Raw genomic sequence first — 13,146 nt, 5'->3', positions numbered from 1 at the left:
TTGAGGGAGATAAAACCAATTACGCCTTCATCAAAGTTAGATAGAAATTGATACCAGTTCCCTACCAAACAGAATTCAAGATTAGAATGCGAATGGGCCTATTCTTAACAAAACACCCTTTAAAAAAAAGAGCATGAGTAATTACCAAATACCCAAACTCCCTTTGGATTTCGATTTAGAAACCAAAGCCATCATGAAAAAAACGGCTGCTGCACGTAGTGCGCTGGCTGAGATGAAAGGAGCTGCTCTAAGTATCCCGAACGAAAACATTTTAATCAGCACTCTCTCTTTGCAGGAAGCCAAAGACAGTTCGGCCATTGAAAACATCATTACCACACATGATGAATTGTACCAGGGCGACTATCTCAAACAAGAATTTAAATCAATAGCTTCTAAAGAAGTACACAACTATGCAGAAGCACTGCGTTGGGGATTTGAAACTGTAAGACAAAAAGGATTTCTGTCAAATAATCATATCATCCAAATGCAGGCAACATTAGAAGAAAATGATGCCGGTTTCAGAAAAGTGCCAGGAACAGAACTAAAAAATGAGCAAACGGGTGCTATCATATATACACCGCCCCAATCTCATAATGATGTTGTAACCTTTATGAGCAATCTGGAGCAATTTATAAATGATGATGATATCTGCGATTGGGATCCGTTGGTAAAAATGGCTATTATCCATCACCAGTTTGAAAGCATCCACCCGTTTTATGACGGGAATGGACGGACGGGCAGGATCATCAATATCCTGTATCTTGTAAAAGTAGGTATGTTAAATTTACCTATTCTGTACTTGAGCCGTTTTATCAATCAAAATAAAACAGATTATTACCGTTTGCTCCAAAAAGTAAGAACTGAACATGCGTGGGAAGAATGGGTGCTTTATATCCTTGATGGTATTGAACAGACCTCTTTACAAACCATCAAAGTTATTGAAGGGATTAAAAACCTGATGCTAAAACATAAGAAGAAAATCAGGGAGAATACCAAATTTTACAGCCAAGACCTAATCAACAATCTGTTCAACCATCCTTACACTAAAATTGATTTTGTAATGGCCGATTTGGATGTAAGCCGATTGACGGCGACCAAATATTTGGATGAACTTGACCAGATTGGAATTTTGAAAAAAATAAAACTGGGCAGGGATAATTATTACATCAATACAGACCTATATAACCTACTATCGAACGTGAATCAGACAAGATATGTATAGAAAAACGGGCTTTTCTATACATATAATCGGGACATGTATAGAGAAAAATATTCGAGTAGTTCCCCTACAAAAAAATAGCGAATTATCCTCCTATTGGGGTTAATGTAAAGAATAACGGTAAAAGTATAAATGAAAAAATAAACCTGTATAGAAACTGTACTTATTCTATACATAACGCAACGAAATAAATAAAGTAATGGACACACCAAGCTTTAAAGAAGGCCATATCAGCCAGATTCCGGCATTACAAATGCTGGTGAATTTGGGCTATACTTATTTAAGTCCGGCGGAAGTTGACAGGTTGAGAGGCGGCAAAACCACTAATGTGCTGCTGGAAGATGTGTTAAGGAAACAATTAAAGGAACTAAACAGCATTAAAGTTAGTGCTACTAAAACCAGCATTTTTACAGACGAGAATATTGATCGTGGTATTTTGGCATTGAAGCATTTGCCAATGAACGAGGGATACATTGCGGCCAGTGAGAAAGCATATAACCTGCTTACCTTGGGCATGGCATTGGAACAAAGTATTGATGGCGACAAAAAGAGCTTTACACTGCAATACATCGACTGGAAAAACATAAACAACAATGTTTTTCATATAGCCGAAGAATTTAGTGTAATGCGAAGTACAAGCAAAGAGCATTACCGCCCTGATTTGGTTTTATTTGTAAATGGTGTTCCGTTTTGCATTATTGAGTGCAAAAGCCCTAACATAAAAGAACCTTTAACGCAGGCTATAAGTCAGCAACTGAGAAGCCAGCAAGAAGATGGTATACGAAACTTATATGTTTACTCACAAATACTGCTATGCTTAAGTTGCAATGATGCCTTATATGCAACCAATGCAACACCAGAAAAATTTTGGGCAAAATGGCAGGAGAAATCAAACAGCGATGAAGAAGAACAGAGATATAAAACCTCATTACAAAAACTCAAAAATCAAAAACTTTCCGTTTCTGTAAAAGAGCAATTGTTTTCCGACCGTTTTAAATATGCTCGCCAGTACTTTGATGCTTTAGAGCAAGAAGAAATACTTCCCACTGTTCAGGATGAATACTTGTATAGCTTATGCCGTCCTCAACGATTGATGGACATTGTATTCAATTTTATTTTGTTTGACAATGGCGAAAAGAAAATTGCGCGCTATCAGCAATTTTTCGCCATTAAAAAATCCATGCAACAAATAAAGCAAATTGAAAATGGTCGAAGAAAAGGGGGCGTAATATGGCATACACAAGGAAGTGGTAAATCATTAACTATGGTAATGTTAGCGCAAGCTATTGCATTGGAACCGAGCATTCGCAATCCCAAAATTATTTTGGTAACAGACCGCACTGATTTGGACAATCAGATTACCAGCACATTCCGTAAATGTGGCAAATTTGTAGAAAATGCTTCCACAGGTCAGCGTTTGGTGGATTTACTGGAAAGCAAAAGCGATGCGGTGGTAACCACTATCATCAACAAATTTGTTGCGGCAGTAAAGAAAATCAGTAAGCCTTTAGAGAGCCACGACATTTTTGTATTAGTGGACGAAGGACACCGAACACAACACGGTATTTTCAATATCGATATGCAAAAAACCTTGCCCAATGCTTGCTTCATAGCACTTACCGGAACTCCACTATTTAAAAAAGAAAAAAGCACCGCGGCAAAGTTTGGCGGTGTAATTGATGCTTATACGGTTGACCAGGCTGTAAATGACAAAGCGGTTGTTCCGTTGTTGTATGAAGGAAGATTGGCTTTACAAGAAGTCAGCGCCAGCCCGATAGATACTTTTTTCGGAATGGTTTCAGAACCTTTAACTGAATACCAAAGAGCGGATATCAAAAAGAAATTTGCCCGTTATGACCACCTGAATTCAGTTGAGCAAAAAATGCGAATGATTGCATGGGACATCAGCTATCATTTTCGTGACAACTGGCAAGGGAGTACACCTTTCAAAGGCCAATTGGTTTGCGATAAAAAAGTAAATGCGATTAAGTACAAAGAATACCTGGATGAGATTGGCATTGTGAGCAGCGAAGTGTTGATTTCTGCCGTTGATGAACGGGAGGGAGAAGAGAGTGCTTATGAAAAATCACCTGAAAAAGTAAATCAGTTCTGGAAACGAATGATGGACGAACATGGCAATTCAAAGAGCTATGAAAAGAACATCATCAACCGTTTTAAAAATCAAAAAGACCCGGAAATAATTATTGTGGTAGATAAACTACTTACAGGGTTTGATGAGCCGAAAAACACTGTATTATACCTTACCAGAAATTTACAGGGACACAAACTGCTGCAAGCTATTGCAAGGGTAAACCGTATTTACCCTGATAAAGAATTTGGTTATATTTTAGATTATTACGGAGTGATTGAAAATCTGGATGATGCTTTACAATTGTATTCTTCTTTTGAAGATTTTGATGAAGAAGATTTAGAAGGAACATTCACTAATATTTCGGATGAAATCAAAAAGCTTCCACAAAAGCACTCTGAGCTTTGGGATATTTTTAAAACCATTACCAATAAGCGCGATGCAGAAGCTTATCAGCAATTACTAAAAGATGAGGCAATAAGGGTTTTGTTTTACGATAAACTGGCTGTTTTTGCCAAAAGTTTGAAGCTGGCGTTATCTACTATTCAATTTTATAAGGATACAGAAGAGAAGACAATCAACCGTTACAAAGAAGATTTAATGATGTTCCTGAAGCTTCGCTTGGCAGTGCTGGAAAGATATAGTGATGTCATTGACTACAAACAGTATGAAGGACAAATTCAAAAACTAATTGATACACACATCACCACGGAGAAAATTGAAACCATCACCGAGCTGGTAAACATTTTTGACAAAGATAAATTTCGCCTGGAAGTAGAAAATACCACAGGAAAAGCAGCAAAGGCAGATAAGATTGCAAGTAGAACTGCAAAGCACATCTCCGAAAAAATGGATGAAGACCCAGCATTTTATAAGAAGTTTTCACAAATGCTGAAGGAAACGATTGCAGACTATGAAGCTAAACGAATCAGCGAAGCACAATACTTTAGGAGAGTTCAGGAACTGATGAACAATGTACTGTCACATACAGACAATAACATACCGGAGCAGTTGAAAACCAGAGATGTAGCGAAAGCATTTTATGGATTGACCTTTGAAGCACTTTCCGAAAAAATCCAAGATAATACGGTGCGTAAAGAAGTTTCAACTCAAACGGCTTTACAAATTGATGACCTGATACAGCAATCTATATTAGACAACGGTAAACCCATAATCGACTGGCAGTTCAAAACCAACATCACAGGAAAATTAATAATTGATATTGGGGACTATCTTATTGATGAGGTGAGAGATAAATACAATGTGGACTTGTCCTTCAAAGAAATGGACAAAATTGCAGATGATTGTATTGAAGTAGCTAAAATTAGGTATAAGTGATGATGGAGACAATACAATTTGGAAGTAAAACAATTGATTTCAGTCTGGAATATTCAGACAGGAAATCGCTTTGTATTACAGTAACACCTGAAATGGATGTATTGGTAAAAGCTCCGGCAGATACCTCTATTGAAAAAGTGAAGGAAAAAATCAAAAAAAAAGTTCCATGGATTATTAAACAACAAAGTTTTTTTCTTTCCTTTCAACCAAAAACGCCAAAGAGAAAATATGTAAGCGGGGAAACACATTTGTATTTGGGCAGGCAATACCGTTTACAAATACAAATTGGAGAAGATGAATCAGTCAAATTGAAGGGCAAATTCATAGAAGTAACTGTTTGTGAAAAAATAAGGGCAGAAGACTTATTAAATGATTGGTACTTGCAACATGCGCGGTCAAGGTTTCAATCAATTGCAGAGCCACTGATCGAAAAATTCAAGAGACACAAAGTAGCACCAAGTTCAATTGTATTGCGTGATATGCCAACACGCTGGGGAAGTTGCACTCCTAAAGGCAAAATCCTTTTAAATCCTGAATTAATTAAAGCTCCTAAAGGCTGTATTGAATATGTTATCATCCATGAACTTTGTCACTTAATTCATCACGACCATACACAGAAATTTATAGATTTACAGACTAAGGAAATGAAGGACTGGGAAAAGTGGAAAATGAAATTGGAGAAATTGTTAGCATAGCGAACAAAAGTAGTAACTGCAGGGAAGAATGCAAAAAGGTAGAAAAAAGCATGCATCTGCACCGGTTTTTGTAAGCCCTTCACAAGTGGTTCTATCGGGATTTGAGACACCGTTCTCACAAAAGCTAAACCCTGTTCGATGCCAAGTCCTGCCCGCTGGACATTGCCTATCCCACTGATCTGGGATGATTATCGAATGCGAAGGAAAAATCAGAGGAGCTCATGCAATCCATCAAAAGGAAGCACCCAGCACGCGCAAAAGCTCCCTCCCTCCGGTCGGGATGACATCGTTTGTGAGTTTTTTTGTGGGGCGGGGCAGGCGATGCTAATCAATCATTCAAAAAAACATTCAATCAATCAATCAATCAATCAATCCTCGCCCTGTCATCCCGAGGTACGAGGGAACTTTTACGAGCGATAAGTATAAAGTTTGCATACGCAGCAGAAGGACCAAGCACGCGCAAAAGCTCCCTCCCTCCGGTCGGGATGGCATCGTTTTTGAGTTTTTTGGGGAAAGGCAGGCAATGCTAATCAAAAAAACAATCGAAAATCAATCAATCAATCAATCAATCAATCAACTTCCTCGCCCTGTCATCCCGAGGTACGAGGGAACTTTTACGAGCGATAAGTATAAAGTTTGCATACGCAGCAGAAGGACCAAGCACGCGCAAAAGGTCCCTCCCTCCGGTCGGGATGACATAGTTTGTGAGTTTTTTTGGGGGGGGGGGCAGGGGAGGCTAATCAATCAAAAAAATTTTTTTTCAATCAATCAATCAATCAATCCTCGCCCTGTCATCCCGAGGTACGAGGGAACTTTTACGAGCGATTAGTATAAAGTTTGCACACGCAGCAGAAGGACCAAGCACGCGCAAAAGGTCGTATGTATGAAATGGTTCGATAGATGATGTAAAAGAGTTCTTGAAAAAAAGGTTGTAGCTTAATAGTGAACCATTAACAAACACTTTAAACCAAGAACTCATGAAACAAGGTACACAATTAGATTTTAGCGGACAAACTATTTTTGTTGGCATAGATGTACACAAGAAGTCCTGGAAGGTCAGCCTTCGCAGCACCCATATGGAGCTAAAGACGTTTTCCCAGGAACCTTCACCTAAGGCCTTAAGCGGGCATCTACAACAGAACTATCCTTCGGCCGATTACAGGCTCGTTTACGAAGCCGGTTTTTGCGGCTTTGGCTATCAGCGACAGTTTAGTGAGCTGGGGATGTCCTGCATCGTCGTAAATCCTGCCGATGTCCCGCTGACAGACAAGGAAAAGCAGCGCAAATCAGATACGGTCGATTGCCGGAAACTCAGTAAAACATTAAGTGAAGGAGCCCTGAAAGGTATCTTCGTGCCTGGCATCGAGCAACAGGATGACCGCGGTATTATCCGTGTTTACCAGCAAATGATCAAAGATCAGACACGCTATAAGAACCGAATAAAAGGATGGCTTAACTTCCAGGACCAGTCGGTGACGGTAGACACCGATAAATACTGGTCGAATCATTATATCTGCCTGCTCAAGGCCCTTTGCTTGCCTTCATCAGCACGGATCAACCTGGATATTCTGCTACAGGGATACCAGCAGACCCGTATCATGGTACTCACAGCCACCAGGGAAGTCAGAGCCCTATCCAGGCAGCCACGTTATCAACAAATTATAAAACTGATCCGGACCATCCCCGGTATAGGCGAGATTACCGCCTTATTATTTGTCACAGAGATCGGCGACATTGAACGCTTTGATTCCCTGGATGCCTTGTGTGGATATATAGGCTTGGTACCGGATATGCATAGTTCCGGCGATCAAAAATCATATTGGGGCTCACTAAAAGAGCTCATCATCAATTACGGGAGAAGCTTATCGAGGCCTCTTGGATAGCTGTCAGGCTCGACCCGGCCATGACGCTGGCTTTCAATAACCTTTGCAAAAAAATGAAAAAGAATAAGGCCATCATCAGGATAGCTAAAAAAATGCTCAACCGGATACGGTTCGTTATGAAGAATCAAAAACCTTACGTAACTTCGGTTGTCAAATAAGTCCACAAGGACAAATGCCTGATAAAGCCGGTTTGGTTTTTTTATGAAATGGGCAAACCGAAGCGAGGGATCTGCGGCCCGAAAGGTGTCTGCTATACAAAAGGTTACGGTTGCCCTTTTATCCAAATAATTTGAACGCGATCCTGCAGCCTGCAAAGTGTCTAGCTTATAGGAGGTTAGCTGGTCATTTATCAACGCATTAAAATAAAAATTCGTGAAGGTTTTTTTAGCCATTCAGTGAACAGGATAAATAAAAAGCCTCCTTTGACAGAGGCCTTTATCCGTGGTTCAGCAAATCATATTGCTGGCAGGTTGCTCCTCAGCAGCGCCTGTTTCCTCTTTTGATTTGCACTGGAAAGTTAAACAAACAGGGCCATGCTTTGACCAAAAATATTTAAAACATTTAAGCAATACGTGTTATAACCCCTTTTTAAGCCCTTTTGCCTCGTTTACCTTGCATATTTCATCATAGGAGATCCCTCCCTCCGGTCGGGATGACATAGTTTGTGAGTTTTTTTTGGGGGGCGGGGCAGGCGATGCTAATCAATCATTCAAAACATCCAACCAAAAATCAATCAATCATTCAAAATTCAATCAATCAATAATTAAAAAATCAGTGTAATCAAAAAAATCATCCTTAAAATCAGTGGTCAATGTCGTACTCCTTTAGCTTGCGGTACAAGGTAGCAATGCCGATATTCAGCAGGCGTGCTGCTTCGGCGCGGTTGCCGTGGGTGTGGTTAATTACCCGTTGGATGTGCAGTTTCTCTACCGAGGCCAGATCGAAGGCAGATATCGAATTGCTGTTTTTTGCCGCCGGGTGTTCAAATTCGTAAGGTAACAGCGAGGCATCCAGCTCGTTGTTATCGCTCAGGATGATGGCTCTTTCAATAATATTTTTAAGTTCCCTCACGTTGCCGGGCCAGTTGTAGGTTTCCAGTTTTTCAACAAAATCGGACTTAAGCGATGCTACCTGTTTATTTACCTTGGCCGCAAAATAGGCTACAAAATACTTGGCCAGCAGGCCTATATCCTTACGGCGCTCGCGCAAAGCGGGCAGCGTGATCTGGAAAACCGACAAGCGGTAAAACAAATCCGACCGGAAGGTGCCTTTGGCTACATCCTCCTGCAGGTTACGGTTGGTGGCTGCCAATAAGCGCACATTAACCTTGGTGGTTTTGGTATCGCCCAGTTTAATAAACTGCTGCGACTCTAAAACCCGCAACAACTTGGCTTGCAGGTCGTGGTCCAGTTCGCCCAGCTCGTCTAAAAAAATGGTGCCGCCGGTGGCCTCTTCAAACAAACCCTTTTTATCTTTTATGGCGCCGGTAAAGGCGCCTGCCTTGTGGCCAAACAATTCGCTCTCCAGCAAATCCTTACTAAAGGCGCTGCAATTAATAGCTACAAACGGTTTGGCGCTACGGGGGCTGGCCTGGTGTATGGCTTCGGCAAAAACTTCTTTGCCGGTACCGGTTTCGCCCAAAAGTAATACAGTAGTATCGGTTACGGCCACCCTTTGGGCCAGCTTAATGGCATCGGTAATGGCGGCTGATGTGCCCACAATCCTATCGAAACCAAACTTCACCTTCAGCTTGCTTTCCAGTTCCAAAACACGGCGCTGTAAAATGGCCTTGTCCATGGCCTTGCTAATCAGCGGGATTATTTTTTCGTTATCATCGCCCTTGGTAATATAATCAAAAGCGCCGTTTTTAATGGCTGTTACACCATCGTTAATGGTGCCGTAGGCGGTTAAAACTATAATTTCGGTAGCGGGGTAGTCGGTTTTTATTTTTTTGGTAAGGTCGATGCCGTTCATATCGGGCAGCTTTACGTCGCTTATCACCACATCGATGGTATCGTTGCGCAATTTATTTAAACCTTCTTTAGCGGTTGCGCCCTCCAAAACCTCGTAACCTTCCAGCTGAAGTATCCGGGCGAGCAGCTTGCGCAGGCGTTCCTCATCGTCAATAATTAGCAGCTTACCTTTACTGTTTTCCATTGGTATAGTGTTATTTATACTCCCCGCTCTTTGTGCGGGGAGGTATTAGCTTTGTTTTGTGGCGGGGTGTGTTTTGCCGCGCGACGAAATTGCAAGTTTTTTGTCGCTCGTATAGAACACACCCCTCCGCCCCTCTCGAGAGGGGAATCGCGCGAGGCCACCGCTTTTGCTTTTCAGCTCCCCTCTCGAGAGGGGGCGGGCCGGGCTTGAACGCGATGCCATGGGGTGTGTTCGCCGCGCGACGAAATTGTAAATCGCTCATCGCTCGCATAGAACACACCCCTCCGCCCCTCTCAAGAGGGGAATCGCGCGAGGCCCCCGCTTTTCCTTTTCAGCTCCCCTCTCGAGAGGGGGCGGGCCGGGCTTGAACGCGATGCCATGGGGTGTGTTCGCCGCGCGACGAAATTGTAAATCGCTCATCGCTCGCATAGAACACCCCCCTCCGCCCCTCTCAAGAGCAGGGCTGTTGCATTCTAAGTGAGTAATTGTTTCAATCTGCCGATGTCATTGCAAACGAGTCTTTGTGCTTGTGCTATATTTTGAAAGCCATGAGCTCTGAAAACGTTAATAGCGATGTTTCTAAACACCGATATATTTTCTGGTGCATGAGAAGTTCTAATGCGGGAGGCATCCTCTTTAAACGTGACATCCTTTACCCAATGTAGCTTATTCTCTATCCCCCAATGACTTCTGATTCCATAGCATAACAATTGTGCATTTTCCCTCACACTGCTGATATAGAATGCGCAATCCTCACTGATCTTATTTTTGTCTTTTACCCAACGCTCTACCTTGATTACCTGACTGGCGCCTATCCAGGCTTTACTGATTTCTTCTGGCGCCGGGCATATACATACCGATCTGCGCTCTGTACGTCCTTTATTTTTCTCCAATTCAACGAACTTGCTGCAAACCTTTGCTGTATCCGATGTCAGCGCCGCTATTTTTTCATAAAGGCCCTTTTGATTCTTTTTTACGCCTATCATATAATCATTATTCGTACCTATTATCAGCTCAACTGTTTTTTTTGGCAATGTAAGGCGTCAAGCGTAAACGTTACCCCTTCCAATCCCAGTTCAGCAATAAGCTTGCGTACCACCGGAATTTCACTTTCCTTTGAATTGTCTACAAGACCCTGGGCTAATACTTGACCACGGCTCCCATTATAGATACTTACCAAATTTACAAATCGCTGTTTTTCAAGCGCATAATCACTCATTGTCCCTTTGATCGCTTTGCCATCTATATTCATCCATTCATTTTTATTGATTTCTGTATACTGACTGGCCCATTGATAAAAAACTTCGCTTAAACTTTCAAAATCTAAATTCTGCAGTACACGCCTCACGGTATAAAACGTAGGCAAACGGGATTTTTTCGGAGTGAAATAAGTCAAAAGATCTTTTTGATTACGCTTTATAAAATCACCCAGAGCACGATAGCCGTAATAACCACTCATCGTCCCCATCACAAATAATAACAAAATAAACGTTTGGTCATGCCGCTGACCAGCCTTTCTACGCACGTCTGGCAACTTCTGCAAATAGGTTATGATGCCCTTGTCCATACTCTTTTTTCTGCAAATTTAAATCCTTCTTCTTTTAAATGCAACAGCCCTGCTCTCAAGAGGGGAATCGCACTTTCCCTGGCACCTTAATTCAAAATTACGGTTTTACTTAGCCAACTCAACCCGCTTTAAACTAATATTGCTTACCGGTTTAACTACCAGCGGTATTTTCTCTACTTTAGTTTCGCTGGTATCTAAACCAAAGGCCTTGGCTTCTGATTGGGCCAGCTTTTTGATGGCGAAGTAGGCGTTCAATATAAAACCTTCGCTCAGGTTGAACAGGTTATTGTACGACAGGAATTTCTCCATGATCACGAACCTGAAATCGGCAGCCAGCTTAAACTGGTGTAACGATGGATAGCGGCTGGTGATATCCATTTCGTTACGGGCCACCATATCTTCAATTACCTTTCTAAACAACACGTTTACACGGGGCTGGATGCGGAAACCTAAGCGGAAATCAATCCTGATCACTTTATCCTTTTCAATCTCGTCAACCGTGTACTCCATGGTAAAGGGCTCGTCGGTACGGTCAATATGCACAAACCAGTACACATCGGCCCGTTTGGGCATTCGGCTGATGATGGAGTAGATAATTTTTTGCTCTATCTGCTTGCTGTTATTGGCCTTGGTTAAATAAATTAAGTGGGTGGAGTATTTAGGCACCTGGGTATCTGCGCTCAGGGCGTTCAGCATCGGTATCTGGTCTTTCAGATCGATAAAGTGCAGAAAGCGGTTGTTAATTTTACGCGCCCTGAACCAGATGTACATGGTAAATATCAAACCAAACTCAAACACCAGGAAGAACAAACGTTTTAATATTTTAACGGCATTGGCCACAAAGAACGAAAACTCAACCGATAAAAATACGCACAGTATAATGGTAACCAGCCACACCGGCCAGTGCTTAACGTAGCGCATAAAGTAGTACATCAGTATGGTAGTGCTCAGCATGGCAATGGTGATACTGAAACCGTAGGCAGCCGTCATGGCTTCGGAGGTACGGAAGTACAGCGACACCGCGATACAGCCAAAGCACAAGATCCAGTTGATGCTGGGGATGTAAATTTGCCCCCTGATGTTTGACGGGAACTTGATGGTGATGCGCGGCCAAAAATTCATGCTCACGGCCTCGCTGATGAGCGTGAACGAACCGCTGATTAAGGCCTGACTGGCAATAATGGTAGCCAGCGTAGCCAGGGCAATGCTGGGCAGCAAAAACGCGTGCGGCACAATCTGGAAAAACGGGTTAACGCCCTTAAAGTTAAAGCCAGCGTTGCGGGTTAATACCCAGGCGCCCTGGCCTAAGTAATTAAGCAGCAGCGTTATTTTAACAAATATCCAGCTTACCTGGATGTTTTTGCGGCCGCAGTGGCCCAGATCAGAGTATAAGGCCTCGGCACCGGTTGTACACAAAAACACCGCGCCCAGCAGCCAGAAGCCTTTGGGATGATCCATTAGCAAACGCGCACCGTAATAGGGGTTTAAAGCCTTTACAATTTGGGGGTAATGTGCCAGTTGCAAACCGCCCACAACTCCCAGCATAATAAACCAAAGCAACATTACCGGCCCAAATGCCGAGCCTACCACTTTGGTACCAAATTGCTGGATAAAAAATAACAGCAAAATAATGCTCAGCACAATAATTAAAACCAGGCCGTTACCGGGCACAATATGCTCGGCAAAGGCGGGCACCAGGCCCAAACCTTCAATAGCCGATGTTACCGATATAGGCGGTGTAATAATACCATCGGCAAGCAAAGTACCGGCACCAATAATTGCCGGGATGGCCAGCCATTTACCATAGCGCCTTACCAGCGCGTAGAGCGAAAATATACCCCCCTCGCCATTGTTATCCGCTTGTAGCGTTATTACAATATACTTAAAGGTAGTTTGTAAGGTGAGTGTCCAAAAAATACAGGATATGGAGCCCAAAACCAAGGCTTCGTTAACGGTGCCGCCTTCTTGCAGCAACGTTTGAAAAACATACAGGGGCGAGGTGCCAATATCGCCAAAAATAATTCCGAGTGTGATGAGCATCCCTGCGGCAGAGAGCTTTTTAAGGTGAGGAGTCATTGTTTAGATCAGATTTGAGTATTGAAGTGTAAGATTTGAGTGTTGAGATATGAGTATTGATACATTGGAGTAGCGTTAGATATTAATTGCGCTCTGAGTATTAAGATTTGAGACGCTTGATG

Annotated in this window: 6 protein-coding genes and 1 pseudogene; 4 read left to right on the top strand and 3 right to left on the bottom strand. The window is 42.3% G+C overall.

Annotation, left to right across the window (positions count from 1 at the left end; all coding sequences use genetic code 11):
• Positions 1-133 precede the first annotated feature (133 nt).
• The 4 genes from MUCPA_RS29640 to MUCPA_RS29620 all read left to right on the top strand — a co-directional run bounded on the left by MUCPA_RS29640 (position 134) and on the right by MUCPA_RS29620 (position 7,224).
• Positions 134-1,222 carry a Fic family protein gene (locus tag MUCPA_RS29640; protein WP_008511555.1) on the top strand — a complete coding sequence of 363 codons (1,089 nt, stop codon included), beginning with the start codon at positions 134-136 and terminating at the stop codon, positions 1,220-1,222.
• A gap of 196 nt (positions 1,223-1,418) precedes the next feature.
• Positions 1,419-4,646, top strand: coding sequence for a type I restriction endonuclease subunit R (locus MUCPA_RS29635; protein WP_008511554.1), 3,228 nt, complete (start codon positions 1,419-1,421; stop codon positions 4,644-4,646).
• On the top strand, positions 4,646-5,341 hold the full coding sequence (locus MUCPA_RS29630) for a M48 family metallopeptidase (RefSeq protein ID WP_008511553.1): 696 nt from the start codon (positions 4,646-4,648) through the stop codon (positions 5,339-5,341). Before MUCPA_RS29635 ends, MUCPA_RS29630 begins: the two co-directional genes overlap by 1 nt.
• Positions 5,342-6,318: 977 nt before the next feature.
• Positions 6,319-7,224: an IS110 family RNA-guided transposase gene (locus MUCPA_RS29620; protein ID WP_008511552.1), complete on the top strand. Its 906-nt coding sequence runs from the start codon at positions 6,319-6,321 to the stop codon at positions 7,222-7,224.
• Between the two features lie 801 nt (positions 7,225-8,025).
• Here MUCPA_RS29620 and MUCPA_RS29610 read toward each other — a convergent pair.
• The 3 genes and pseudogenes from MUCPA_RS29610 to MUCPA_RS29595 form a co-directional block, all read right to left on the bottom strand.
• The gene (locus tag MUCPA_RS29610; RefSeq protein ID WP_008511550.1) at positions 8,026-9,381 is read right to left on the bottom strand and encodes a sigma-54-dependent transcriptional regulator; all 1,356 of its coding nucleotides are present in this window, start codon (positions 9,379-9,381) and stop codon (positions 8,026-8,028) included.
• A 473-nt stretch (positions 9,382-9,854) separates the two neighbouring features.
• Positions 9,855-10,948: pseudogene (locus MUCPA_RS38435) on the bottom strand (ISAs1 family transposase).
• A gap of 105 nt (positions 10,949-11,053) precedes the next feature.
• Positions 11,054-13,024: a KUP/HAK/KT family potassium transporter gene (locus MUCPA_RS29595; RefSeq protein WP_008511549.1), complete on the bottom strand. Its 1,971-nt coding sequence runs from the start codon at positions 13,022-13,024 to the stop codon at positions 11,054-11,056.
• Positions 13,025-13,146 lie beyond the last annotated feature (122 nt).

This window comes from Mucilaginibacter paludis DSM 18603, assembly GCF_000166195.2.
In the GTDB taxonomy this organism is placed as follows: domain Bacteria; phylum Bacteroidota; class Bacteroidia; order Sphingobacteriales; family Sphingobacteriaceae; genus Mucilaginibacter; species Mucilaginibacter paludis.
The sequence above is the reverse complement of the archived record's forward strand: the minus strand, read 5'-3'. Positions and strand labels throughout refer to the sequence as shown.

Coding starts and splice junctions, on each gene's coding strand:
- MUCPA_RS29640 (WP_008511555.1), top strand. CDS start 134: ATGAGTAATTACCAAATACCCAAACTCCCTTTGGATTTCGATTTAGAA.
- MUCPA_RS29635 (WP_008511554.1), top strand. CDS start 1,419: ATGGACACACCAAGCTTTAAAGAAGGCCATATCAGCCAGATTCCGGCA.
- MUCPA_RS29630 (WP_008511553.1), top strand. CDS start 4,646: ATGATGGAGACAATACAATTTGGAAGTAAAACAATTGATTTCAGTCTG.
- MUCPA_RS29620 (WP_008511552.1), top strand. CDS start 6,319: ATGAAACAAGGTACACAATTAGATTTTAGCGGACAAACTATTTTTGTT.
- MUCPA_RS29610 (WP_008511550.1), bottom strand. CDS start 9,381: ATGGAAAACAGTAAAGGTAAGCTGCTAATTATTGACGATGAGGAACGC.
- MUCPA_RS29595 (WP_008511549.1), bottom strand. CDS start 13,024: ATGACTCCTCACCTTAAAAAGCTCTCTGCCGCAGGGATGCTCATCACA.